The organism is Paenibacillus tritici, assembly GCF_013204885.1.
GTDB lineage: Bacteria > Bacillota > Bacilli > Paenibacillales > Paenibacillaceae > Paenibacillus_AQ > Paenibacillus_AQ tritici.
In genome coordinates, this window is sequence record NZ_JABMKX010000008.1 from 286,368 (window position 1) to 311,992 (window position 25,625).

A 25,625-nucleotide genomic window follows, 5' to 3' on the forward strand; every position below is an offset into this window, starting at 1 on the left:
GTCTCATTCCTATTAGTTCTGCCAAGTCCCCTGACCTTACAAGCCGCAGCGGGAGTGCATCAGCTATCGGGACATTAATTTTTTTAACTTATCGGGCATTGGGATGTGCCTTATGGACTCAACCGGATGATATAGCAGCATCCACGGACCGGAATAACGCATAACCTCTTTAATTTTTTGGCGGTACATCGGCTTATAACAATGGATGGGGCACTTCGCACACGCTGTTTTCTCTTCACCAAACTTGCAGCGCGACAGTCTTTGCCCGGCGTACTCATTCAAGTCCTGACATTCCTCACATAGCGCTGCCCCGTGATGTTTTTTCTTACAATAGATGCGGATCATTTTGAAGACTATGTCTTGTTCTTTGCGGATCATCGGACCGTTGTTCATTGGCCCGGCTGGTCCTGTTCAAATGCCTGATGCAGCTCAGCAAGGTTGAACTTCTTCATCTTAAGAAAAGCCTTCGTCACACGCGCACGCTGCTCTGGTGTACCCTTCTTCATCATCTTGTCCATTCCGCCGGGCACGATCTGCCAGGATATCCCGTACTTATCTTTCAACCAGCCGCATTGCTCGGCTTCAGGGACCGCAGACAGCTTCTCCCAGAAGTAATCAATTTCCGCTTGCGACTCGCATTTCACCATGAAGGAGATAGCCTCATTGAAAGCGAATTCATGATTATGCGCACTATCCATGACGGTGAACCACTGATTCTCCAGCATGAAGTCAGCGAACATAATCGTTCCCTCCTGATCAGGCTCCATTCCTGCAGGGTAACGGGTCATAAGTCCTTGCCGGGAGGAATTGAATACGGATAAATAGAAGGACATCGCCTCTTCCGCCTTGCCGCAGTTCTCACCGACAAACAAAAATGACGGCACTATAGCAGGCCGTTCCTCATCTTCAGCATCCATAAGCATTAGCTGCCAGGACACACCATACTTATCCTGAATCCAGCCAAACCGCTTACTGAAAGGGTACTCTCCAAGAGGCATTAATGCTGTGCCCCCCTCGGATAACTTGTCCCATATCTCATCCATTTTCTCTACTGCATCCTTGTCGCGTGACGGGTCAAAATTAACGAAGAACGATACGGACGGATTCAGCTTGAAATACGGGCCTGCACTGATCGCCATGAACTTCTGCCCCCAAATCTCAAAAAAAACCTGATCGCAGTCGCCAGATGGCGTGTCACGAATAGTTGTTACACTCGTAACCCGGGAGTCCGGGAATACCGAGGCGTAAAAATGGGCTGCGGCTACCGCATCCTTGTCATACCAAATATGTGGGACGATGATCTGGTTTTTACTTGTCACAAACCATTCCTCCATTGCTGGCAAATTTATAATAAGAGTGTATCCCATCTGCTAGTTTTAAAACAATGAGTAATGAAAATAGTACCTTCATGATCTTCAGTCCCCTGCCGGCAGCGCCATTCCCTTTTTCCAGATTAGAATCGGCTGATCCGGTGAGCCGTAGTAGATGGACGTAATTTCCGTATCTTTACCATGATTCTTATAATAGGCCCTTAGATTTAGCGGATTAACGTACATCCCACTAATGACTGGAGTGTTTGTCTTATCCCTTTTGGATACGATAAGAGGATGAACGGGGGTTATATAGTAACTGCCATCATCCTTAAGAGTGTTCTTCACTTGAGCATAACCACCCCTGATTTGAATCTGAAAAGCAATCTCTCCATTTGATCTGGCTCTTATATCAAAAATCTTAATTTGGTCAGACGACACCGGTTGGATATTCCAGCGGAACAGAACCCAGTATCCAATAATTAGTATTCCGCATAAGGATGCAGCCACAATCATACCTCTGATAAAAGCGATCCACCGGGTACGGCTCCACCATTTTTTAATGTTTTGCAACCCGCTTCCCTCCAGTGTATTTAGTTCCTTCTCTTGAAGGGTCAAGTTCAGGCTGGATTGCATTTGCTCCAGAGCGGAACGGCAGTCTGCACAGACAGCAAGGTGTTCTTCCACCAGCTGCTTGGTGCTTTCACTGCAAATTTCATCATAATACAAGGGGAGGAGATCTTGAATAACATCACATGGGATTCTGGTCATCCATTATCCTCCTTCAACAGATTCTGTATCCTTGCCCGGGCCCGGTGATAGGTCACTCTTGCCCAGCTTTCCGTTCGCCCAAAAATTTGACTAATGTGGTCAAAGGACAATTCTCCAAATAACCTGAGCATAAAAACCTCCTTATACGGCTCACTTAAACTGTGCAGGACTTTATGAATGCGCAGAGATTCAGTCTGATCAATAAGACTTTGCTCCAGATTAACGCTATTTTCTTTTTCCTGGACAGCCATCCGTACGAACCTGCGCTGCGCATCCATATAGGAGAAATACGTGTTTTTCGCAATCTGGCACAGCCAAACACTCATTTTGCACTCCCCTCTAAATTGATCAATTTGCTTTAGCGCTTTAAAAAAGGTCTCCTGTGTGATTTCCTCGGCAATCTGCTCGTCTCTGCTCAAAGACAGCACAAACAGGTACACATCGCGGAAATGTTGATTATAGACTCCTTCTAATTTATCTAAACCATCCAAGAGTTCACCACCTTCTATCCATACGACTAACTAAACATAAAAACGTTACAATAATTTTGATTTTTTGTACAAAAAAGAAAAACATCACGTCATCTTTGACGCATTCTTAGAGTTGTCCGCAAACTGCTGAAGCAAGCCGCACATAACTAAAAATACAAAGCAGCGATCCCTTAATATCGGAATCGCTGCTTTGCTGTATTTTACTGTTTCCAATTATACGTTGGCAAGGTTTAGGATTCAATAATTCACTTACGGGACAGTCCTTTCTGCCTACTTCTTAGCCTCCAACATCCGCAGCAGAACCGTAACCGTCTCTGCCCGCGTTGCGGCATCTTTCGGGAAGAAGCTGTTGTTGCCTTTGCCTTGCATCAGTCCTGACTTCTTCATCTCGGCTGCCGCTCCAAGTGCCCACACTGGGATGTCACGGTCATCCGTGAATCCAGCGGAGCGGGCAACAGGAGCCAGTTGTAGTGCTCTCGCCAGCATAACAGCCATTTCCGCTCTGGTTACAGGCGCATCCGGGCGGAAGTTGCTGTTGTTATCCCCTTGGATGATTCCCAGAGCTACCGCCTGTGCAACGGATTCCTTGGCCCACGAACCGATCCGGTCACTGTCCTTGAAGGACAACGCTGCTTCTGGGTTCTGAAGCTTCAGCGCCTTCGCCAGCATCACCGTGAATTCTGCACGGGTCACGTTACGGTTAGGCTGGAAAGAGCCGTTCGGATAACCTGTAATGATGCCCTGCTTGACGGCTTCGCGGATACTGGACTCGGCCCAATGTCCGGCAATATCGGTGAAGGATGGACCGGGCACCGGAGTAGCCGGGGCTTGCGGGCTTTCGTCCGACTTATTAGGCATTCCAACAATAACCGGCGGCACTGTTACCGGCGGAGTCACTGGCGCTTCGCCTCCGGGATCGCCGCCATTTCCGCCGCCCGAACGCTCGTTTACCGAAACGTTAATTCTGCCCGTAATGGACGGATACGCGCTCAAGACCGCCGTAACCGTCACTTCTCCAGGTGTGGACGGTGCCGTAAAGATCGCGCTGAACCGGCCGTTCGCGTCTGTTACGGCATGAGCAGGTTCAAGGCTGCCCGAGGAAGCCGCGAGTTCGACCTCCAGGCCGGAGACCGGAAGATTGTCGCCATCGTAGACGATCCCCCCAATGGATACGTTATCTCCGGTATTCACGGCAGACGGTGTCGCCTGAAGTTCAATGAGCACAGGGACTGGTATGGCCTTGCTTACCGTAACGGTAATCGTATTCGTCACGGAAGGACTGCCAGTCAGTACAGCCGTAATTACCACATCTCCGGCTGCGGACGGTGCCGTAAAGACCGTGCTGAATCGGCCGTACTCATCCGTTACGGCAAAAGCAGGCTCGAAGCTGCCTGAGGCTGCCATAATCTCGACCCCAGCGCCCGCTAACGGAAGCTCTTCGCCGTCATAGACAGTTCCTGTAACGGAAATTTTGCCTCCAGCGGATACGGAGGACGGCGTGGCCTCCAGTTCAATCCGGGCAGATACAGGTACATCCTCTTTTTCTACAGACACGGTGATCGCCCCTGCCACGGATGGACTAGCCGGCAGGACGGCTGCAATGGAGACATCTCCAGGGACAGACGGTGCGGTAAAGACGGTGCTGAACCGGCCGTACACATCTGTAGTTACTTTTGCAGGTTCAAGGCTCCCTGCGGCGGCTGTGAGCTCAACCTCTACACCCGGAACCGGAAGTTCGCCGTCGCCGTACACGGTTCCCGTAACGGACATGCGGCCTCCCACTGTTACGGATGGCGTTGCCTCAAGCTCCATCCGGGCAGGAACGCTTTGCTGCGTCTCTGGTCCGAACACTTTGAATTCCCAGAGCGAGTATCCGTACTTGGATGCTCTCTGAGTTCCATACATCCGGACATATCTGGCATTCACCGGACCTACGGAGATCTCGTCAATTTCACCGTCTCCATTCGCGGTACTGTATACAGTCTTCCAGTCCTCCATGGTATCGGAGACTTCAATCCGGTATTCCTTCCCATAGGAGCTTTCCCAGTGCAGCATAACCTTGGAAATGAGCTGGCTAGCGCCAAGATCGACGTAAATCCACTGCGGGTCGGCATAGTTGGACCCCCAGCGGGTCGTCAATGAGCCGTCTACCGCATTCTCCACTGCCACGTCGGCGGCTTTGGATGAGCTTGCCTTTACCTGCATACCTTCAGCGAGATTAGGCGCCACCGCTTCAAATACGTTAAATTCAGCCAGTGAATAGCCGTCTCCGGTGCCCTGCTGAACGCCCTGCATCCGGACGAACCTGGCACTGACCTTACCGAAGGACAGCTCGTCGATTCCGCCGTCACCCATCGAGGTTGTGTAAACATCCTTCCAGGTGACCGCATCGTCCGATACTTGAATTTTATAGCTTTTCCCATAGGCCTTTTGCCAATTTAGCCTAACTTTATTGATCGTATATTGATCCTGCAGATCGACATAGATCCACTCGTTGTCCGAAGCACTGGAGCTCCAATAGGAGCTTCTGTACAGATCCGTAGCATTCGAGGCAAATTGCTTGCTCTCGCTGGAGGAAGCAGTCGCTCCTTTACTGTAAGCGAGATCGAATCCTCTGTCGTCGAGCGAGGTTCCCTCGTTCAGGGTCACGCTGCGGCCGGTGAACGTATCTTTGCCGAGTCTATAGGTGGTTGTCGTTTTGTCCCCATTCCGGTTCAGCGTCACGTTCACTGTAATTCCCGGGGTTTCAGGATTAGCCACCGAGATGCGGACAGGGTCCGCGGATTCATCGACGACCACCATCGAAGGTTTGTCTACGGTAACGGTCAGTCCTTCTCTTAGCGTCACCGTACCCGGCTGATAGAATAGCAATTCCGAAATGCCCAGCGAACGGTGCCGGACTGCCTGCACGGAAGCTGTATTCGCGAGAATACTTATCGGGCTTGCTTCTGCGTAGCTGCCAACCTCTCCGGCAGTTTTACCCGGCAGCACAATGTATTGATAGGAGGCATTGACCGGCTTCACGCCGTGATCCAGCCACATTGAGAACACTGGTTTAGTGATTGGCTCCGTTGAACTGCCAGTAACCACATCACTCCATTTCCCGGTCTTCGTCTCCTGCTTCACTTGGAAATCCGTCTTGTCCGGGAAAATATACCCGGTATGATCGTTATACGCCCAGCGCCCTTTAACCTGCGAGGTTCCGTCGTCAACGGCTTTGCCGTCTACAAGCACATCGCCTGCTGCCAGACTCTGGTTCAGCGTGGTATGGACTGGTGCAGCGTTCGTTGAAGTGATGCCTGCGCCCAGCGCTACCATTTCATCATCGAAAAAGAAATAGCCTTTTTTACCGCTGGTACTCAGCTTGTTGAAATCAAACGCAGTCGCTCCATAACGCTCATTGGTCACACCGCCTACAAAGGTCTTCGGGTTGTTGAAATTATTCTCCTTGGTGAATACGTAGGGAGCTGTTGTCCCTGGAACATGAGCCCAGTCCATCAGCGGGTACACGGTCCTGTACTCATCCCCGGTTCTCTGGATGGCCGTGGCGCCTTGCGAAGTCCAGTAGAGCAGGTTGTATCCGCTTGGATTAATCGTTCTCCATTCGCCGCCCTTGACCGTGCTGGAGGACATCTTGACTGTAATTCCGTAATCCTTCCGCATATGAGAGGAGACCAGGGTCTGCCATTGCGTCATATTGTTCGCATCCAGTCCATTGCCTGTGACTGTGCCAATACCCCGGATATTATTCAGGAATACGGCGAATTCATCCGCCCGCTTCGGATTAGCCGCCTGCATCCACTCCAGCGGATCTTCATAGAAGGTCAGCGCTGAGCTCTCATAATCCGGCCACTCCGGTCCGTTCATCCCCATGCCCAGATCGGCAACATCGCCTCTCACCAGGTATCTGGTCCCATCCAGCACATAAGAGGACAACGAGTCAATCGCCGCCTGGCTGTAGGCGAAGCTTGTGCCCGAGACTACATAGGCCCAGAAGGACATATCTCTGGCGAAGCTTCTTCCGTAACCCGTGGTATAATTCGTTTTCCCATGCATGAAAAAGGACATGTCAGACTGGATTCCCGTTAGCGTCTCCGTCACCGCCGAGAGCACGTTAAACGCCTCTACAGCGCTACGGACATTCTGGGCATCCTCCAGCAATAAGCCGCGGATCATATAATTCTGATTGTACCAGGACGAATTGGCCCCATCGATCGTATTCGGTTTGCTGTCTAACGTACCAACAATATTGGCAGCCTGTTCTGTAGTCAGATAGCCTTCACACAGCAGCGCAATTTTGCTAAGCCGCAGTTGTTTGCCGATGCCGGTCTCCCACCAGTTGGTTGAAGTCGGTTTTACCGTGAACCAATAGTCGAGCCCGTTCTGAATACCTTTCAGCAGGGCTTCATTATGATAGTAGGGACTCTTCGGGTCAGCAAAGGCCTGCGCCATCGACTGCATCCGGTCCAGCGCAAGGTAAGGCGACCATGCCCGCCCGTTGGCACTGGAGGCCGTACTGGTATAATCTACATCGCCCCAGCTTCCATTCGCCTTTTGACTAGATAAGTAGGCCCCGGCCTGTGATTTGAAGGTCCATTCGACCCGGCCGTTCGTTCCGTCGTTAATGATATCTTTGGAGATATAGAAGTCTACCACCCGCTGTTTCATCAGCTTCATTTCAGCCAGCTCTTGCGATGAGCCATCTGCCGACACAGGATATTGGAACCCGAGGGTCGAGATCATCAAACCAACCATAACGAAACATATCCATCTCTTGATCCTGCTTTGCGTATTAACAGTCATGTACACGCTCCTTTGTTATCTGGGGCCATTATTTTGACAGCGCTTTCCTTTTAGCGGATGAAAGAAGGCAGCTTGCACTGCCCTCAGCCTTCTACACTAGCGTATTATATATATCCTCTAGCGGGATGTCCGCCACTGCCATCACTTCGTCCGCGGCACCGTAATACATGCGGACCGTCTGATCCAGCAGCAAGGCTCCGCACGAGAATACGACCTTGCCGAAGAATCCATTCACCTCATAGGCAGCTTCCGGCTCCAGCACAGGGACACGCGATCTCGCAATGACCCGTGACGGGTCCTCCAGATCCAGCAGAACCGCCCCCATGCAATAGCGGTGGCTGCTGTCCGCGCCATGGTACAGCGCCAGCCAGCCGCGTTCGGTTCGAATCGGAACCGCTCCGCCACCCATGCGGGCAGAGTCCCAGCCCTGCTCGCCGAGTCCCATCAGGAAGCGGTGGTTCCCCCAATGGTCGAGATCGGGTGATTCGGCGATCCACATCTCGGGAGCGCCGAATGACTTCGGCACCGGACGATGCAGAGCGTAGTATTTGCCGCCAATTTTCTCGGGGAAAATCATAACATCCTTATTCTCGGGAGGCAGCATAATCCCCCGCCGTTTGAATGTCCGGAAGTCGCTGGTTTCCGCCAGCCCTACGCCGACTCCGCGCGCGGAAGCAGCGCTGTAAGTGATGTAATAAGTGTCCCCGATCTGGGTCACACGCGGATCTTCAATCCCCCATGCTTCCAGGGGATGCTCCGGGAACAGGGCCGGCTGCGGCTCCACCTCGAAATGAATGCCGTCCCGGCTCCGCGCTACCCGGAGATGGGACAAGGAGGTGAGCATCACCGTCTGTCCATCCTTGGCTACAAAGCGCGAGTCGGCGAAATCATAGCCCGGATCGTTCTTGTCGTAACGCTCAACCTGCACCTCCGTCCCTGCCTCATTCAGCCGGGGAACGAGTACCTCGTCCGCCCGGTCCGGTATTGGCGCTTCGGCAACGCGCAGTAAGAGGATCGTCTCATCCTGTAACTGCGCAACGCCTGCATTGAACGCGCCCAGCACCTGGAAATCGGGACGGGAGGGAGCAACATCCCCGGCCTCAATCAGCGGATTGTGCGCGCTGCGGTTTATTTTCATTGGAGTAACCTCTTTCTGTGTTTGAAATGCTGTTATTTCCCTGCGGTGACGGCGTCAATCTGGGCCTGGATTTCAGCGACCACTTTTTGCCCGCCGAGACTGGCCATTTTGTCCTCCATCGTTTTCTTTCCTTCCTCTGCAGGGATCAGGCCTTGGCTGAGCGGCAGGAAGATCGAATCATGAAGCGGCGTGATTTTGGCATATTCCGTCTTTACCTTCTCGGCGTTGAAGTTGAAGCCTGCAATAGGACTCAGCGTGAAGTTGGATGTCTTGGTCGAGAAATCGAACCACTTCTTGTCATCCGGCATCATGTTGTCAGGTGTACGGTTCAGCGTCGGCCGCCAGGTCAGCACATAACCAGGGAAGGTATAGCTGGACAGTACCTTATAGCTCGAATCGCCGACAGGCTCCCAGTCTTTCCCTTGAATGCCGTATTCCATCAGATCATGGTTCTCCTTAATCGACAGCCAGTTCATTACATCCATAACTGTATCCGAATGCTTGGAAGTCGTCGGTATACAGAGGAAGTTCCATTGCTGATAAGCCGTATAAGGCTTGGCCTGCTCCCCGTTCGGAATGAAGATCTCCAGCTTGTCGCTGCCATCCTTCAGCATTTCCGAATATTTCAATCCTTCCACACCATCGGCTGCATAGTAGGTCGCCGCATATTTACCTTGCTTGAACAGCGTCTCCGCATTTTGCTCCTGGGCAATATTCTTGGAGATAATTCCATCCTTATAGTATTTGGTGACACGTTCATAGGCATCGGCAATCGTCGGACTCACCCATTGGCCAATGACCTTCTTATCCTTGATCGAATACGAGAACATGTTGACCCCAATCTCCAGCACTTCATCCTTCGCCAGATTCGCAGAGTCACTCAGGATGAATGGCAGCTTATCCGCCTTAATTCCGTTAATGACAAACGGCTTGACGTCTTTCTCATTTTCCTTGACCGCATACAGGAATTTCTCCAGGTCACCCAGCGTTTTCAGCTCGGGAAGCCCGTATTTCTCGCGTAAGTCCTTGCGGATCAGCAGGCCATAGAGCTGGCCTTGGGTGGTGCCGAGCGGAACACCCATAATTTTGCCGCCGAACTTGTTGTACTCCCACATTTCCTCCGGAATGGACGCCTTCAGCTCGGGCCGTGCAGCCACTGCCGCATCCAGCTCCATCAGAGATTTACTCTCAATCATCTGATTCATGGATATCCAAGGAGCGTCCAGATACATATCGAACTCTTCCCCGGCAGACATCTTCACGGATACCGCATTCCCGTAATCGGACCATGGCATGAAATTGACATTCAGGGCGGCCCCGATATTATCCGCTTTCAGCTTGTCGTTAACCGCCTGCAGCACAGTATCGAACCCCGCAGGTTTATCTCCCGGGAAATAAGCCTTTAGCGTCACAATGTCTTTGGCAGCAGGAGCTGCACTGTCTGTACTGGACGGAGAATTCGTTGCATTGCCTTCATTTTTCGCATTTCCCCCGCAGCCCGCGAGCACCAGTGACGATACCAATACCGCTGTTGTTGCCGTGCCAAACCATCTTTTTAACCTCATCTCATAACCCTCCCATATCTATGGACACAATCTGAATGGCTTACCCTTTTACCGCTCCTACCGTTAGACCTTTGACAAAATATTTCTGAAGCATCGGATACAGCAGTACAATCGGGCCGATGGTCAGTACTGTGGTCGCCATCCGCACTCCGTACGTCGGTGGAGTCACTGCAATGGCTGCACCGGAAGGAATCAGGTTCTTGGCTGCTTCCATATTGGAGACCATCCGGCGCAGGATTAACTGCAGCGGGAATAACTTCTCGTTATCGATGAACATCAGTCCCATGAACCAGTCATTCCAGAAGCTCAGCGCATAGAAGAGCCCGACAGAAGCCAGAATCGGCTTCGAGATCGGAATCATAATCTGGAAGAACACTCTCATCTCATTGGCTCCGTCTATTCTGGCGGCTTCCTCCAGCTCCTCAGGAATGGTGCGGAAGAAGCTGACCAGCAGGAAGACGAGGAATGGCTGGCACAGCATGGTTAGAATCAGTACCCAGATCGTATTCTGCAAATGCAGCCACTGGCTGACCACAATATAGAACGGAATGATACCTCCCGAGAAGAGCATAGGCAAGTAGCAGAACAACAGAAAAGGCGTTTGCAGAACATTCCGTTTATTCGCCAGTGAATAGCCAAGCATGGCCGAAATGCACAGGGCGCTTAAGGCCCCGACAACCGTAATAAACACGGTGACGCCATAGCCGTTGAACAATACATCGGATTGCAGAACCGCCTTATAAGCGGCCAGCGATAATTTTTGCGGAAATAAGGTGTAGCCGTGTGCAATCAGCTCCTCCTCATCCGTAAACGAGCCGGCAATCATCAGCAGAAAAGGAAACAGACAAAATATAGTGAACAGCAAAATGAACGTATGGGCGAATGCCGTAAAGGTGCGATCCGCAGCGCTATGTTTCTGTTTCATAGTTACTCTCCTAGAATAAAGCAGATTCTTTAGATACCCTCCGGGTTACCCAGTTGGCGGCAATGACGAAGATCAGACCCATAATGGACTGGAACAGGCCTACAGCCGAAGACATGCCGAAATCGTGCAGCTGTCTCATCGAGCGGAAGACAAAGGTATCAATAACGTCCGTAGTCGGATACAGCATGGAGTTGTCTCCAATGATGGCATAGATCATCGCAAAGTCACCATTGAAAATTTTGCCTACGGCCAGCAGCGTCATAATCATAATCGTCGGCACCAGCAGCGGCAATGTAATGCGGGTTACAATCTGCAGCTTGGATGCTCCGTCAATCCGGGCAGCCTCGTACAGATCCTCCGGTATTCCCGTAATGGAAGCCAGGAAAATGATCGAAAGATAACCAGCACCTTGCCACACACGGATTACAGTCAGTATATACGGCCAAAGCTTCGACTCAAACATCCAGTTGACCGGTTCCATGCCGATATTGTGCAGCCAGACATTAATCATGGGCTCTTCCCCGCCGAACAAGGATTGCACAATCATTCCGATCACAATCCAGGACATGAAATAAGGAAGGAAAATAAGCGACTGCGAGATCCGTTTGAAATACTTATTGCGGATCTCATTGAACATGAGCGCAATCAGAACGGCAGCCGCTGTCGTAAACACAATAAACAGCACGTTGAGCATCAGTGTGTTCCGCAGAATAATCCAGAAGTCATCTGATGTAAAAAAGTAATCAAAATTTCTAAACCCTACCCAGTCACTCCCCGTGATCCCCTTGGCAAAATCATAGTCTTTGAAGGCAATCATAATCCCGTATATGGGCAAATAACTGAACACGAGAAAAAACAACAGCCCCGGTACAGCCATCACATACAGAAAAGGATTCTGCACGATATGCCTCCATTTTGAACGTTTACCTGCGTTAAGCTGGTAGTTCATTTTTACATCCCCCCTTTCTCAAGACCGGCAATCGCCCCAAGAGCGTCCCGTTATCTCTGCCGTCACCTTATCAAGCCCTTGCGGCAACGGCAATTCTGAAAAGCTCCGATAACTCCTGCAAGCGCAGATTTACGAACTTCCCAAAAACAACACTACTTCGGAAATGAACGATTCTGAAGACGAATATGCCCGGTATGCTATAATAAATCTACAATTTATGCCCGGCAGTTAAGATTACGGAGGTTCCAGCAATGAAATTCAGACGTCCGCTCCTCGCATCGCTGAAACAGCATCCTACTTATATGAAGCTTATTTTTTATTTCGTCAGCGCAAACGTTCTGGTGCTGGGTGTATCCTTTGCACTGCTCTATTGGCAGTCCTCCAAGACGCTTCTGGAGGAGATCGGCGATCATTCCGAATCTCTGCTGGTGAACAGCGCCCAGAACACCGCGCGGCTGATGGAATGGGCGCTGGAATTCAGCTTCTCTTCCAGTGATGACAGCGCTCTCAAGGTATATGCCCTTTCAGATCAGTACAGCGATTTTGAAACCTTCGAGGTATGGAGCCGGCTTATGGACATTAAGAACGCCAATCCGTCTATCGATTCGGTATACCTCATTAACGATTACACGAATACGGTTGTTGATTCCAGACTTGGATTGAATGATGCGGAAACTTTCTACGACCAGGACATTATTAAGCGTTTACGAGACCCGGATACCGCGAACCACAGCGTGCTTATCCCAAGGACCCTGTCTCTCCCTCTTACCGGGAATACACCCAAAGAGGTGATGACCATCATCAGATTTTACGAAAGAGGCAGTTCCATCTCCGCTTTCGTTATGAATGTAGATACAGATAATCTCATGACCCTGCTTCAGAACAATTCGAAGTATGCCGACAGATCAGTTGCAGTTCTGAATGACCGGGAGGAGACGGTGTTTAGCAGCACTTCTTTGAATCAGGAACAAACTGCGGAGCTCAGGCACCACGTGATTAAGGGCGAAAGCGGATGGAAGCTCTTTCATCCCCAAACTCAGGGAGAGCAGCTAATGGTATACGCGGATATCTCCATTAAGGGAATCCAGGATTGGACCTTTATCGAAACGGTACCCAAGTCTGTCATTTTGGAGAAAATTACAGTTCTGCGCAACACCAGCCTGATCTTGTTCATTGCCCTGTTCGCGGCCTCATGGACCGTTATCGTGCTGATCTCCAAACGGGTGTATTCGCCCATTCAAGAACTGATTACCAGAGTCATGCAGCAGCATCAAGCGGAAAAGCCCGGTCTGGGATACAGCACCAATGAGCTAGACTACTTATCGAGTGTGTTTATAGCGCAGCATAATCAGATTAACGAACTGACTGAGCAATCGCGGGTTCATAAATTTTTGGGCAGAGAGAGGTTTCTACGGGATTTCCTGGGGGAGACTTACCATTCTGCAGAGGAGATTGGTTCGCAATTTCTGGAGTGGAGTATTGACCTGCCGGTAGATCAGCTGTCGGTGGCCATCTTCCGGATTGACCACTTCTCGGAATTCTCGGAGACCTATCCGGAGAAGGACCGGCGTCTGCTCCGGTTCGCCATGTCCAATATTATTCAAGAGTCGCTGCAATCGTCCAGGCATAAGCTGCAAACGGTGGATATGGGTGACGATCACGTAGCCGTTGTCCTATCCGCCCCCTTGACCGAGGAATATGTGAAGAAGCTGCAAGGATCGCAACAGTTAATAGAGCAGTATTTGTCCGTTGGAACAACTGTTGCCTGGGGCAGAATGCTGCCCGTCCTGACCGATATGCATGAGGTATATATGGAGACGTATGAGCTGACGCAGGAACGGTTCCGCTTCGGACACAGAGCACTCATCGTACAAGCGTGGCTGCCCGGTGCAGCCGGAGAGCTGTATCACCTGCCTGTGAACAAGGAGCGGCAGATCGCTCAGGCTCTACCCAAGGGGAACGCAGAGACGGTGCTGGAAGTGATACGCTCTGCCGTAGTCAAGCTGCGGGAAATGCCCTATTTTGAATGTAAAATGTCGCTGATTACCTTATTTATGGATATACGCCGTCTCATGCAGGAGCACTCCGTCCAGCCGCTGCCCAGTTCATGGGGTCTGACCTCGATCGAAAAGCAGATTAACCAGCAGGAGACGATGGACAACGTAGTGCCATGGATGGAAGCCCTGGTAACCAAGACACTCGAAGATATCGTAACTGTCCGCAGCCTGTCCAAGAACGCGGCGCTGATCGAGCAGGCGGACCGGTTCATTGATGAACAACTAACCGATCCGAATCTGTCTGCAACCATGCTGGCCGATCATCTGGGATTATCCGTGAATTATTTCCGCAGTTTGTATAAAGCGGAGACCACCCAGTCCGTCACGGACAAGATCTCGGAGAAGCGCCTGAACTTCATCTGTCAGGAGCTACTGGCCTCCGACTCGCCCATTGAGCCCATCGTCCAGAATTCCGGCTTCTCGTCGCTGAACACCTTCTATTCCATCTTCAAAAAAGTATATGGCATGACACCGGCCCAGTACCGGAGGAAGCATAGAGAGGACAATACCCACTCATCTTAACCGATTCATAATCTTATCTTTATAGATTAACCCCAGGACAAAGGCTACGACAGAGATAGCGGATATGACGATGGTTGAGCCATAATTCTTGTGATAGATGTTAGCACCAATGCTCACAGAGGCCAGAAGCCACGGAAGCCTGGCGATCACTAGAATTGCAAAGAATCTTAACGGCTTGATCGTCGTCAGTCCTGCTGCATAAATGAATACATCCTTGGGAAGTCCGGGGATGATAAAGATAATGAATAGGAAGACCGAGAACTTGCTGCTGTCCGTCATCGCCGCCATCCACTTGAACTTATCTTTGGTCAGCAGACCTTCAATGAAAGCTCCGCCCAGAAGCCTGGTGAAGTAGAACGCCATAACCGCCCCTAGCAGCATCCCCCCGGTAACGAAGAGCGCTCCTAAGGTTGTCCCATAAATATATCCCCCGGCAATCTGAATGACCTCCCCTGGTATGGGTGCAATAACCGTCTGGAGCACCTGAAAAAACACAAGGATCATCGGCCCCAGCTTGCCCGTAGAGAGGATGTATTCCCGAAAGCTCTCCAGCGACATGGTCAGCTTAAGTAATTGCGGTAAGTATTGGAGAAAAAGAATAGTAAGTACCATTCCCAAGCAAGCGAGAACAATTTTGCCGGCCCGCTTTTTGTGCGATAACCATTCCATAACGAATCCCTCTCTTCACTGGCTTACGATGTACTCAGCATAGGGGAATCTTCTTAAGAATGGGGCATTATAATTCTTAAGAATTCTTAAGTCGCCTCCAGGCTGTGGTTAACGGGACAGGTACAATCTATAATGGAAGCACGGCACGGCGCAGAGGAGGGGGATGGATGAATCATACCAAGAAGATACTCATAGCTGACGACAACAATGAGATCAGAGAGATTGTCCGGGTGCTGCTGGAGAGCGAACAATACAACGTGACAGAGGCAGTAGACGGCGAAGACGCTGTGAATAAAGTAGACGATACCATAGACTTGATCATCCTGGATATCATGATGCCCAGAAAGTCGGGATTCAAGGCCTGTGTAGAGATTCGGGAGAAGACAAGTGCTCCGATTCTATTTTTGACGGCCAAAACGCAAGACTCTGACAAATATCTTGCCTTCTCTGCGGGAAGCGATGACTACCTGTCCAAGCCCTTCTCCTATACCGAACTAGTGTCACGGGTGAAGGCCCTGCTCCGAAGATATTATGTATATAAAGGTAAAGATACCCCAGCGCCCCCGGACGTTATTACCTTCAACGAACTAACCGTGAATACTACGGTCAACGACGTAAGGAGGAATGAGAAAGAGCTTACCCTGACCGAAATTGAATATAAGCTGCTGGCCCTGATGTCCAGTAACAGAAACAAGATTTTCTCCGCACAAAATCTGTACGAAAGCGTCTGGGAGGAGCCTTATTTCTACAGCTGCAACAATACAGTCATGGTTCATATCCGGAATCTCAGAATGAAGCTGGAAAAAGACCCCCAGAATCCCAAGCTCATCAAAACCGTATGGGGAAAGGGGTACCGGATTGAATAACAAGCTTCGCTGGAGCAGGCTGAAATTAAAATTAATCTTGTGCCTTATGGTTTCCTTTCTTCTGTCGGCAGCTCTGTTCTTGTGGCTGCAAGCCACAGGCGAAGGGCTATTGGAGCATTATCTGACCAAAAGCACATTCATTGAAAAGCAAGAAAAATCAGCCATTCCCAAATTCAAAACGTATGTCTCCGAGCACCATCTTTCGCTTAAGGATCACGATCAAATCACTGCCTGGGTTAGGGACGCGAAGTATATCAGCCTGTATATCTATTCAAACCACAAGCTGCTCTACTCCACCGACGGGTATACTTCAACGGCCGAGAATCAGAAAGTAATGTTACAGCCCAGCTTAACCCATGATCCGCTCTTATCCAATATTGAATTTGCCGACACGACTGCTCAAGTCTATATGGAATATTTCTTTGAATACAAGTATTACCATGTTATCACTATTCTTGGTGTGATTCTGTCATTTCTATTCTTCATCGTTCTTGTCCTGTTCTTCATCAACCGGAAAACCTCCTACATTGGGGTGCTGGAGAACGAAATCAAAATTCTGGAGGGAGGAAACCTGACCTATCCCATTACTATGAAGGGCAACGACGAGCTGTCTTCCCTCGCGGAGAGCATTAATGAGATGAGGAAGTCTTTTATTGAGCGCTTGGAGAGCGAAGAGCAAGCCAGAGTCGCCAACAGCGAGCTGGTTACCGCCATGTCTCATGATCTACGGACACCGCTTACGGCATTGGTCGGCTATTTGGACATTATCGAATACAAGAAATATCAGAATAATGAGGCACTAACGAAATACATCCATAGCAGCAGGGAAAAAGCCTACCAAATCAAACATCTATCGGACAAGCTATTCGAGTACTTTACTGTATTTAACACGGAGGACAACGATCTGGAGTTCGAAACCTACGATGGAATTCAATTAATGGACCAATTAATGGATGAGCAGTTCATGTTGCTGGAGAACAATGGATTCCAGGTGGAATGGGAACCCGGCAGTATCCCCTTCCGCATGGAGCTTCATCTGATTTCGTTCCGGCGCGTGTTTGATAACATTTTCTCCAATATCATTAAGTACGCCGATACGGCCGACACTGTCAGCATCCAGTATGGAATTACAGACCGCTGGTTAATGATCCATATTCAAAATACTATCAAAACAGAAGCCCAGGAGGTCCATAGTACAGGGATCGGGCTGAAAACCTGCCAAAAAATCATCGGGCAGCATAGAGGAGAAATCGCTTTTACAAGGAATGGGAACCAGTATTCAGTTAATCTTCGTTTGCTTGTAAACACGGCTCCCACCCACACTTAAGGAGGATATATCATGCAAGAAATAATCACCGACCGGTTAATCATCAGAAACTTCCGGGAGACCGACGCACCTGGGATGCTCGAGTATCTGGCTAATCCCAGGGTTAACTGCTTCCTCAGCGAACGAATTTCAACCTTGGACGAAGCCGTGGCCACCGCGAATACCAAGAGTCAGGACGACTCCCATCTTGCGGTCTGCTTGAAGGATACCGGCTCTATCATTGGCGAATTATTCTGCATGAAAGAAGAACCGGATACTTACAGTGTAGGATGGCATTTGAATCCTAAGTATGAAGGCAGCGGGTATGCAAGCGAAAGCGCCCGTGCACTGTTGCAATACCTGTTCATCACACAAGAAGCCAGAAGAATCTATGCGTACGTTGAGGATGACAACTCCAAATCGCAGAAGCTGTGTGAGAAGCTGGGGATGCGCAGAGAGGGCTGCTTCATGGAATTCATCTCGTTTACCACCAACGCCGACGGCACCCCCAAATACGAGAACACTCAGCAATTCGCCATATTGAAGCGGGAATGGTTGCAGCAGTGACTATCGCTCTACGATTACATCTGGGAGAAATTCTCTAAATCTATGTTTCATGCCCAGAGGTGCGGGTAAATTAAAAGTGCAACAAAAAATACTCAATACCCGAAAAGGAGCGATTTCGAATGGCACAGAACAACCAGAACGATCAAAAGATGAGCCGCGAAGAAGCGGGACGTAAGGGTGGCGAAGCCACGGCAAGAAACCATGACCGTGAATTTTACCAGGAAATTGGCGAAAAAGGCGGAGAAGCCCGCAGCAACAGCAATTCAGGCGGCAATGGAGACGACGGCAAGATGAGCCGTGAAGAAGCAGGGCGCAAAGGCGGCGAAGCTAGGGCGCGTCAACGTGACAATTAAATAAGGCATCAACCCTATAGAGCAATATAAAGATAAAGGCCAGGTTCTCGAAAGAGAACCTGGCCTTTTCACTAGTTCTAAGCAATATGGAACCGGTCTAGTTGATCCCGGTAACTGAAGAGAGACTCTTCCCTAATAATATGCATAAACGAAGGGTCTGCTTCAGTCAGTAAGGAGCTCGCATACGCCCACGCATTCTCCTCAATCCTCAGCCGGATTTCGGCTTCTTGCCTTCCGGTCAGGGGGCCATCCAGAGCAGCGGCTAGCTGCTCCAGCTCCAGATCCTCGGAATGCCCTAGCTCATGGGCCAATATAACCGCAATGTATTCCTTCAGCCGGCAAGGTGAACCGAACAGCTCACAGCATTGCCTCACGATCTCTTCTTTATATAGATAAATAGTATGACTGCCCAAATGATATTTACCGCCAACCAGCCGATTCTTCCGGAACCTGGGCTCGACGGTTACCTTCACCTTACTATCAGAAAGGGCTAACAGCTCAGCGACCGTCTGATTAAACAATTCATCTTCCAGCTTGCAATCCCCTGCCTTATCCCAAAGTATAGAATCAGTTTAATCTAAAATTTTAAGCAACTCCAGTGAATTTTATTGAAAGATGTTACTGTTTATTGAATGTTTAGGGGCCTTCTTTAATCGGTAGCCAAAACTCATAACAATTGACTTCATCTATTTTAGAGGGCGGGTAGGCTTCTATTTCCGGTACATTTGCATGAACATATGGAGAATTAGGGAGCCATTCTTCAAACGCATACAGTTCAGCTTCAATTAAGGCGTCAACAGTTTCTCCGTAATTGTCAAAGATTGCCCACATCGAAGCTGGCACAGTGTATTCCTCCAACCCCCAGCCCTCCGGGGCCTGATCACTTTCCGTAGCGACATAAAACCAAAAGCTTCGATTGGCCGGATCTTTTTCAACACGCGAGACACCTATGGCATAACTATTTGTAACTGTATCCTCAAGATTGTTACGCCTATTACGGAACAACTCCGTCAAACCCTCCTGTCTGCATTTTTCCCAGAACTGACCAAACATTTCATTATCCTGTTCTACCCAAGTCCTACGTCCATAAATTCTGAATTCTGATTTACATTCTATTCTAACATTTACCATGCAATCGCCCCTGTCTTGGTTAATAACCGGAGTATAACTGATCGAGCCGACTCTTTTTTGATGTTTCTTACCAAATTCGTCTGCACGGGTTAAGTTATGCGACAAGGTCCCCTATAGTAGGTATGACAAAAGAAGACACCCCTAAAGGTGTCTCAGTGTTAGTACTTCCATATTCTTCATCTCGGCAAAGCATTGATCTCCTGCTGCATCAGACTACTTAAAGTCTGTGTCCGTTACTCAGTCCTCTTCCTCATTCATGTGTCCTAGATAATCGCCATACAGCTCCATCATCCCATCTCCAAAACCCCAGCCAATATGTTGACTTTTAGCCATCAAATCGTAGCATCTTTCTACAAACTCATCTTCTAAATCATTGTCCACAATATACTTTAAAGCTTGTTGATATACGCTTTCTATATTGTGATAAAATTTTGAATCAATGTCTCCATATGAAAGCGTGAAGTCCACTCCACATTCCACCGTAAAAACCATTAATTCAGCAATATGCTGCTTGTTGTTTGAGATTACACTAAACTCCTTGATGGCTTTCTTCATAATCGGGTATCGCAGAATCTCTCCCTTGTCGCCGAATTCCTTCCCAATAATTTTTTTGTACTTGTCTAAGACTTCCTCTTGGTCAGGAAATAGCAACGAGAAATAATACTCTTGAATGACCGGATATTTCTTGGCGAAATCTAAGATTTCAGCCTCAAGCTCCTCTCTCGTGAGAGTGCTCAAGTGCTTTTAAGGGTTGTTTTCTTTAAATTTAGCATTTTTCCGATCTCCCTAATTAGGTTATAATTCCCATAGTTATTACTCTGTTAGCTTACAAGGTATAATATAAATAAAATGCGAGGACCAAGCAATGGACAATATAGAGGCCAAATATAATGCGGCTCTGGCGTATATTGAGGAACTTAAGCAGGAAGTCACCCGATTGAGAAGTCTGTTGGAGCTTCAGAATGACCATACCACAAGTACTAATGCACAAATAACAGATGCCCCTACCTCACCGGCAACTAACGTCCACCAGTACTCTACCGTAGAGGACAAGCTCGCCCTATATCAAAGTTATTTTCGCGGCAGAGAAGATGTATACCCGATTCGCTGGAGCAACAAGCAAGGCAAGTCCGGATATTCGCCCGCCTGCGCCAATGAGTGGACTTCCGTCTGCGAGAAACCCCGGGTGAAGTGTTCGGTCTGCAAACACCAGAGCTTCATGCCCCTTACAAGCGAAGTGCTATCCGCTCATTTAGACGCACGGCAAGACCGAACGGTTGGAATCTATCCCATGCTGCCGGATGAGACCTGTTGGTTTTTGGCCATAGATTTTGATAAAAACGATTGGAAACAGGATGTCACCTCCTTAATGGAGGTATGTAAAAGTCATGGAATTCCTGCGCTCTTAGAGCGCTCACGTTCCGGCAACGGGGGGCATGTCTGGATTTTCTTCAGTCAAAAAATAGAGGCAGCTACAGCCAGAAGATTGGGAATGACTCTGCTGAGTTTGACCATGAACAAAAGATATCAGATCGGCATGGAATCCTATGACCGTATGTTTCCCAATCAGGATACGCTGCCCAAGGGCGGACTCGGCAACCTCATTGCCCTTCCTCTTCAAGGCGGGCCGCGTAAACAAGGGAACAGTGTCTTTGTGAATGAACGCTTTGAGCCCTATGCTGATCAATGGGGTATATTATCCGAGCTTGGCAAGCTGGACGAAGACATGGTGAAGCAATTTATATATAAGCACGGGGAGCGCGGACTTTTTAACAATGACCGTCTTACAGCGGGGTTAGACCACGAAACAGATGGATTAACCTTGTTACATGAGATTCCGGTTCAGACCGGAGAGGTCATGATTGAACCTATGCCTGCTGAAATACAGATTCTGCAATCGGATCGTCTGTACATCCCCAAGTCTGGGCTTCCTTCAAGTGCAATTCATGCTCTGATCAAAACTGCTTCCTTCTCCAACCCGGATTTTTATAAAGCACAAGCCATGCGGCTCTCCACCTACGGTAAACCCCGGGTGATTTCATGCGCAGAAGACCAAGATGATTACGTGATTCTTCCGAGGGGATGTTTGCAAGATGTGTTATCTTTTTTCGAGCTTAATCAGGTCAAGGTATCGCTTAAGGATCAACGTTCGTCTGGAACTTCTATCGAGGCAGAGTTCACCGGTACACTGACCACTCTTCAGGATACAGCCGCCAGAGCGATTCTAAGCCGGGACATAGGCGTTCTATCAGCGGCAACCGCATTTGGCAAAACGGTCGTAGCCGCCAGCATCATCGCTTCAAGAAAGACAAATACCCTTATTCTGGTGCATCGCCGGGAGCTTATGGAGCAATGGCAGGAACGCTTGCAAACCTTTCTTAACGTGCCAAAACAGGCGATCGGATTGATCGGCGGCGGCAAAAACAAGCGGACCGGCATGATCGACATTGCTGTCATTCAGAGCCTCAACTATAAAGGGGAGGTTAAACCTTTCGTTAGTGAATACGGCCAGGTCATTGTGGATGAGTGCCACCACGTATCCGCCTACAGCTTCGAACAGGTTCTGCGGGAAGTCAAAGGAAAGTATGTATTCGGCTTAACTGCCACTCCTAAACGCCAGGATGGACAAGAAGCCATCGTACGGTTCCAGCTTGGACCTGTGCTATTGAAAGTGGATGCCAAAACCTTAAGCAGTTCCAGAGGATTTTCGTTAAGCGTCGTTCCCCGGTATACCCATTTTCAGCTCAAGCCAGGGGAGCAGGCTGCAGGCATTCAGGAGATCTATCAGCAGCTTGTAGATCACGAGGAACGTAACACGCTTATTTTTGACGATTTACTTACCTGTCTGGATGAAGGCCGCTCTCCGCTGCTGCTGGTTGAACGGACCGCACATGCTGAATATTTTGCAGAGCGATTGCAGCCTTTTGCCAAAAACGTAATTATGCTCAGAGGCGGAATGGGAAAAAAGCAGAGGGAGGCTCTCCGTGCCCAAATCGCTTCTATTCCCGATGATCAAGAGCGTGTAGTTATCGCTACGGGTAAGCTAATCGGTGAAGGCTTCGATGATGCCAGACTGGACACCTTGTTTCTCGTCCATCCGATCTCCTGGTCAGGTACCTTGCAGCAATATGCAGGCCGCCTGCACCGGAGTCATGCGAATAAAGAAGAAGTGAGAATATATGATTATATCGACCTTCAGGTCCCTATGCTGATGGCGATGTTCAAGAAAAGAGTGAAGGGCTATCGGAAGATGGGATATAGGGGTGCGGAGCTGTAACAAAGCTTATAAAAATAGTGTTGAAGCATCCATAGGTTATCTTTCTTTAGAGTGTTCTTTTAGAATATGAGCGGTCATTTCTAATGTAGGTAGACCTTTTGCAATATTCACTATAAACTCAACTGCAAACTCCCGTTCCATGCTTAAATGGTAGCCATTCATGATTAAAAACGACTTCGTAACCAGATAAGCAGTACGCTTATTTCCATTATGAAAGCAGTGGTTTTTGATCAGCGATTCCAGTAAAGCAGCCGCCTTATCAAATAAAGTGGGGTACGCATCCTCGCCAAAAACACTTTGCTGCGGCCTATGTACCGCAGATTCCAACAGGCCGTGATCTTTCACTCCTGCTTGATCTGCGTCGTTCATTCTTTTCATTATAAAATAGTGTGCTGAAATAACCTCTTCCTTTGTAAGAAAGTTAGTCATATCAACGATCCCTTAGGTCTTCAAGGATACCCAAATCCTCTTCAAACACATCGTAAAACGCCTCCAGCACCTCAGGCCGAACCTGATTGGGCAAATGGCCGATTCGGTTTTTTCTTAATATTACTTCTCCACGTTCATTTTCAATAAACTCGATTTCATCCCCTTGCGAGACATTCAACTTATCTGCCAGGGCTTTTGGTAAGCTTACTCCTAAGCTATTCCCCATTCGTCCTATTTTGCGGGAATAGCGAATCACCTTCGATTTGTCCTTTTTCACATTGACCACACCATTCATTTTATTTCTTCCTCCTATAGTATGCTCATTCACTTCAAGTTATAACTTATAACAGTAATAAAAGTTATAACGTATGTACATTTTATCAGAACCACATAAAAAAGACCATCTTCTCAGATGATCTCTTTTGCATATCTCCAGCTTTAATTCTCCAGCTGATTACTAGAAATTATAATTCCTGACTTACCATTGATTCTAAACCACGCACTACGTATTCATACCATTAGGAGAGACGATGGGCTTGTCTTCTCATCCACATTGTTGCAACCCATTTTTCACCTTTAATTACTGGTGTACCTGCATGCAAGGTGAACTCGTTTAATTCATGATTATCGTAAAAATATTCAAAGTAGACCGCCATTCCCTTGTTAGGAAACACAGATAAATTAAGCATAGGGAACTCCGTTTGTCCGCCCTCCTCCACATCGTTCAAATACAACAGGAGAGTACTAATTCGATTGTTGTTACTAGCTCTACTCGTTTGTGCAAAGAAATCAAAATGAGGTAGATACTCTTGACCAGGGGTATAGAGCAAAACTTGCAGACCATCGCCATGCCCGATAGGAATATTCATAATTTGAGAGATTCGTTTCTCGATTCTTGTAACCGTCTCATTCTCCTCGCAGAACACACCACTGCTCGTCCTAATTTGATTGACCACATGATCTTCACCGATCTTTGAACGTTGCAATCGTTCCCTAGAATGTTCTATTAGCTCATCGCATTCCTCATCGCTAAGTACATTTCCTAGTAAGACAACCAGTGGTTCCTCATACTTGGCAAGAATTCGAATCTCCCGGTCTTCTGTCTTAATCGTATTTCCAGCATGTTCAAATATCGTCTGTTCTTTGTCTGTTGTATTCCCTGCCATATTTACACAGCTCCCACAGTAGTGCATACATTACAAAAGTAATATACCGTAAAATGGAATTATTTGCTCACATTACTTCAGAAACTTCAAAGACTCTATTAGGGAGATCGAAAAATGTACATAACCATTAGCATGTATTCTAATTTCTTTAGTAAATCATGACAAAGGCATAAAAAACACCCCTAAGGGTGTTTTTCACTGATACTCCATATGGAGCCGCTTCGTGGCAAAATCCACAATCCGACGCCGTATGATGCTTAGAATATTTGGGGAGGTAGCATAGACTCATAACCTATGCAATCATATTTATTTTCATTCAATATCCAAGTTATCTTTTCTTTACCTGCAGAGACTTCAGTTACTTTTATCAACTCTGCTTTACAGCTCTTGGCAAGATAATAAGTTTTGTAAAACTATGTTCTATTCTCAAACTACCATGTATTTACTGTGACTCATAATTCCCTTGATTTACAGCTTGTCTATCCGCTGCATCATCGGGTCCATTTCCCCATACATAGCCAGCTCCATCTGCTCCAGCGTATAGAGCCGATAAAGAGAATAAAACACTACCTGTAAATCCATAATTATAGTTGCCAAACCACTCTGAAGTATGTAGTTCGTTATTATATTTTAATGACATAGTCCATTGTTTGTAGTAAGGAGTATATCCTGGAACTGATTTGTAGTCCCAAGCACCACCCGCCTGAACTCTTGCTACCCAGTACCCAAAAGTTGCACTATATGCGGCTTCCGGATCTCCAAAAATACCACCAGCTAATGACTGATAATAGTTAATCATTTGATTTCTATTTGTATAAGCTATGTTATAAGCACTTAATGTTGGAGGAGCTCCGGGATCACTAAAAGGAACTACAAATGAAAGTTCATTTGTTCTTTCTTGGTCTTTCTCGAATACATCTCTAATTACCTCTTCTTTTGTGCCAATTTTCACATTGAAATCCTTATCGAAATGTATCCCGCCGATTTCAATGGCAAAGTTGATACTGTCCATATTTTCAAGATATTTATTGAAAAGAAATTCATCAACTCCAAGCTGAAGAGCATTAGTATTAATTGCAATTTTTCCCGCGTTATCAATCATTGCTAGTCCCTTCGATACTACAGTTTGATGAATCTCCATAATCTCATCGTTTTTACTTTTATTTTCATTTTGTGGACTTGCTGAAACCAAGCTTGAAATTAGAAAAAACATTAAAGTGGCCAAGGTGAATATTTTCTTCATAAAATAGCCTGCCTAGAATAAAATGGTAGTAAATACACCCTATACTAAATAAAATAAATGGGATATAGGCATTGGGTCCGATTTACT

23 protein-coding genes are annotated in these 25,625 nt (G+C 48.1%); 6 read left to right on the plus strand and 17 right to left on the minus strand.

Annotation, left to right across the window (positions count from 1 at the left end; genetic code table 11):
• Positions 1 to 63: 63 nt before the first annotated feature.
• The 9 genes from HQN87_RS16395 to HQN87_RS16435 all read right to left on the minus strand — a co-directional run bounded on the left by HQN87_RS16395 (position 64) and on the right by HQN87_RS16435 (position 11,952).
• The gene (locus HQN87_RS16395) at positions 64 to 393 is read right to left on the minus strand and encodes a nitrous oxide-stimulated promoter family protein (RefSeq protein ID WP_436836471.1); all 330 of its coding nucleotides are present in this window, start codon (positions 391 to 393) and stop codon (positions 64 to 66) included.
• On the minus strand, positions 390 to 1,319 hold the full coding sequence (locus HQN87_RS16400) for a VOC family protein (protein WP_367272735.1): 930 nt from the start codon (positions 1,317 to 1,319) through the stop codon (positions 390 to 392). Before HQN87_RS16400 ends, HQN87_RS16395 begins: the two co-directional genes overlap by 4 nt.
• 96 nt (positions 1,320 to 1,415) lie before the next feature.
• Entirely contained in the window at positions 1,416 to 2,081 is a 666-nt protein-coding gene (locus tag HQN87_RS16405; RefSeq protein WP_173135501.1) for a zf-HC2 domain-containing protein, read from the minus strand.
• Positions 2,078 to 2,572, minus strand: coding sequence for an RNA polymerase sigma factor (locus tag HQN87_RS16410; RefSeq protein WP_173135504.1), 495 nt, complete (start codon positions 2,570 to 2,572; stop codon positions 2,078 to 2,080). The genes HQN87_RS16405 and HQN87_RS16410 overlap by 4 nt, the downstream gene beginning before the upstream one ends.
• 270 nt (positions 2,573 to 2,842) lie before the next feature.
• On the minus strand, positions 2,843 to 7,327 hold the full coding sequence (locus tag HQN87_RS16415) for a polysaccharide lyase family 8 super-sandwich domain-containing protein (protein ID WP_173135507.1): 4,485 nt from the start codon (positions 7,325 to 7,327) through the stop codon (positions 2,843 to 2,845).
• A 139-nt stretch (positions 7,328 to 7,466) separates the two neighbouring features.
• Positions 7,467 to 8,513, minus strand: a complete 1,047-nt coding sequence (locus tag HQN87_RS16420) for a glycoside hydrolase family 130 protein (protein ID WP_173135510.1) — start codon at positions 8,511 to 8,513, stop codon at positions 7,467 to 7,469.
• 32 nt (positions 8,514 to 8,545) lie between these two features.
• On the minus strand, positions 8,546 to 10,078 hold the full coding sequence (locus HQN87_RS16425) for a DUF3502 domain-containing protein (protein WP_173135525.1): 1,533 nt from the start codon (positions 10,076 to 10,078) through the stop codon (positions 8,546 to 8,548).
• Positions 10,079 to 10,118: 40 nt separating this feature from the next.
• Positions 10,119 to 11,003 (minus strand): carbohydrate ABC transporter permease, encoded by an 885-nt coding sequence (locus HQN87_RS16430; protein ID WP_173135529.1) that lies wholly within the window; start codon positions 11,001 to 11,003, stop codon positions 10,119 to 10,121.
• Positions 11,004 to 11,013: 10 nt separating this feature from the next.
• Complete coding sequence (locus HQN87_RS16435; protein ID WP_173135532.1) at positions 11,014 to 11,952, minus strand: ABC transporter permease; 939 nt, start codon at positions 11,950 to 11,952, stop codon at positions 11,014 to 11,016.
• 251 nt (positions 11,953 to 12,203) lie between these two features.
• On the opposite strand from HQN87_RS16435, the gene HQN87_RS16440 reads away from it, so the two are divergent.
• Positions 12,204 to 14,531 (plus strand): helix-turn-helix transcriptional regulator, encoded by a 2,328-nt coding sequence (locus HQN87_RS16440; RefSeq protein ID WP_173135535.1) that lies wholly within the window; start codon positions 12,204 to 12,206, stop codon positions 14,529 to 14,531.
• On the opposite strand, the gene HQN87_RS16445 is transcribed toward HQN87_RS16440, so the two are convergent.
• Positions 14,523 to 15,200 (minus strand): TVP38/TMEM64 family protein, encoded by a 678-nt coding sequence (locus HQN87_RS16445; RefSeq protein WP_173135538.1) that lies wholly within the window; start codon positions 15,198 to 15,200, stop codon positions 14,523 to 14,525. The genes HQN87_RS16440 and HQN87_RS16445 overlap by 9 nt on opposite strands.
• A 167-nt stretch (positions 15,201 to 15,367) precedes the next feature.
• Between HQN87_RS16445 and HQN87_RS16450 the strand changes: the two genes are divergently transcribed.
• The 4 genes from HQN87_RS16450 to HQN87_RS16465 all read left to right on the plus strand — a co-directional run bounded on the left by HQN87_RS16450 (position 15,368) and on the right by HQN87_RS16465 (position 18,292).
• Positions 15,368 to 16,066, plus strand: a complete 699-nt coding sequence (locus HQN87_RS16450) for a response regulator transcription factor (protein ID WP_173135541.1) — start codon at positions 15,368 to 15,370, stop codon at positions 16,064 to 16,066.
• A gap of 46 nt (positions 16,067 to 16,112) precedes the next feature.
• Positions 16,113 to 17,393 (plus strand): sensor histidine kinase, encoded by a 1,281-nt coding sequence (locus HQN87_RS16455; protein WP_173135544.1) that lies wholly within the window; start codon positions 16,113 to 16,115, stop codon positions 17,391 to 17,393.
• Between the two features lie 12 nt (positions 17,394 to 17,405).
• Complete coding sequence (locus tag HQN87_RS16460; protein WP_173135547.1) at positions 17,406 to 17,939, plus strand: GNAT family N-acetyltransferase; 534 nt, start codon at positions 17,406 to 17,408, stop codon at positions 17,937 to 17,939.
• Between the two features lie 119 nt (positions 17,940 to 18,058).
• On the plus strand, positions 18,059 to 18,292 hold the full coding sequence (locus HQN87_RS16465; RefSeq protein WP_173135550.1) for a KGG domain-containing protein: 234 nt from the start codon (positions 18,059 to 18,061) through the stop codon (positions 18,290 to 18,292).
• A 77-nt stretch (positions 18,293 to 18,369) separates the two neighbouring features.
• On the opposite strand, the gene HQN87_RS16470 is transcribed toward HQN87_RS16465, so the two are convergent.
• The 3 genes from HQN87_RS16470 to HQN87_RS16480 all read right to left on the minus strand — a co-directional run bounded on the left by HQN87_RS16470 (position 18,370) and on the right by HQN87_RS16480 (position 20,161).
• The gene (locus HQN87_RS16470; RefSeq protein WP_254075522.1) at positions 18,370 to 18,705 is read right to left on the minus strand and encodes a hypothetical protein; all 336 of its coding nucleotides are present in this window, start codon (positions 18,703 to 18,705) and stop codon (positions 18,370 to 18,372) included.
• A 223-nt stretch (positions 18,706 to 18,928) separates the two neighbouring features.
• Entirely contained in the window at positions 18,929 to 19,528 is a 600-nt protein-coding gene (locus HQN87_RS16475) for a GyrI-like domain-containing protein (RefSeq protein ID WP_173135553.1), read from the minus strand.
• A 132-nt stretch (positions 19,529 to 19,660) separates the two neighbouring features.
• A complete protein-coding gene (locus tag HQN87_RS16480; RefSeq protein ID WP_173135556.1) occupies positions 19,661 to 20,161 on the minus strand; it encodes a DUF6155 family protein in 501 nt (166 codons plus the stop codon).
• A gap of 127 nt (positions 20,162 to 20,288) precedes the next feature.
• Between HQN87_RS16480 and HQN87_RS16485 the strand changes: the two genes are divergently transcribed.
• Positions 20,289 to 22,700, plus strand: a complete 2,412-nt coding sequence (locus tag HQN87_RS16485) for a TOTE conflict system archaeo-eukaryotic primase domain-containing protein (RefSeq protein ID WP_173135559.1) — start codon at positions 20,289 to 20,291, stop codon at positions 22,698 to 22,700.
• Between the two features lie 36 nt (positions 22,701 to 22,736).
• On the opposite strand, the gene HQN87_RS16490 is transcribed toward HQN87_RS16485, so the two are convergent.
• The 4 genes from HQN87_RS16490 to HQN87_RS16505 form a co-directional block, all read right to left on the minus strand.
• Positions 22,737 to 23,129 (minus strand): type II toxin-antitoxin system death-on-curing family toxin, encoded by a 393-nt coding sequence (locus tag HQN87_RS16490; RefSeq protein WP_173135562.1) that lies wholly within the window; start codon positions 23,127 to 23,129, stop codon positions 22,737 to 22,739.
• 1 nt (position 23,130) lies between these two features.
• Positions 23,131 to 23,424, minus strand: coding sequence for an AbrB/MazE/SpoVT family DNA-binding domain-containing protein (locus HQN87_RS16495; RefSeq protein ID WP_173135566.1), 294 nt, complete (start codon positions 23,422 to 23,424; stop codon positions 23,131 to 23,133).
• 223 nt (positions 23,425 to 23,647) lie between these two features.
• Positions 23,648 to 24,295: a 2OG-Fe(II) oxygenase gene (locus HQN87_RS16500; protein WP_173135569.1), complete on the minus strand. Its 648-nt coding sequence runs from the start codon at positions 24,293 to 24,295 to the stop codon at positions 23,648 to 23,650.
• Between the two features lie 442 nt (positions 24,296 to 24,737).
• Complete coding sequence (locus HQN87_RS16505; RefSeq protein ID WP_173135572.1) at positions 24,738 to 25,538, minus strand: polymorphic toxin type 44 domain-containing protein; 801 nt, start codon at positions 25,536 to 25,538, stop codon at positions 24,738 to 24,740.
• Between the last annotated feature and the right edge of the window lie 87 nt (positions 25,539 to 25,625).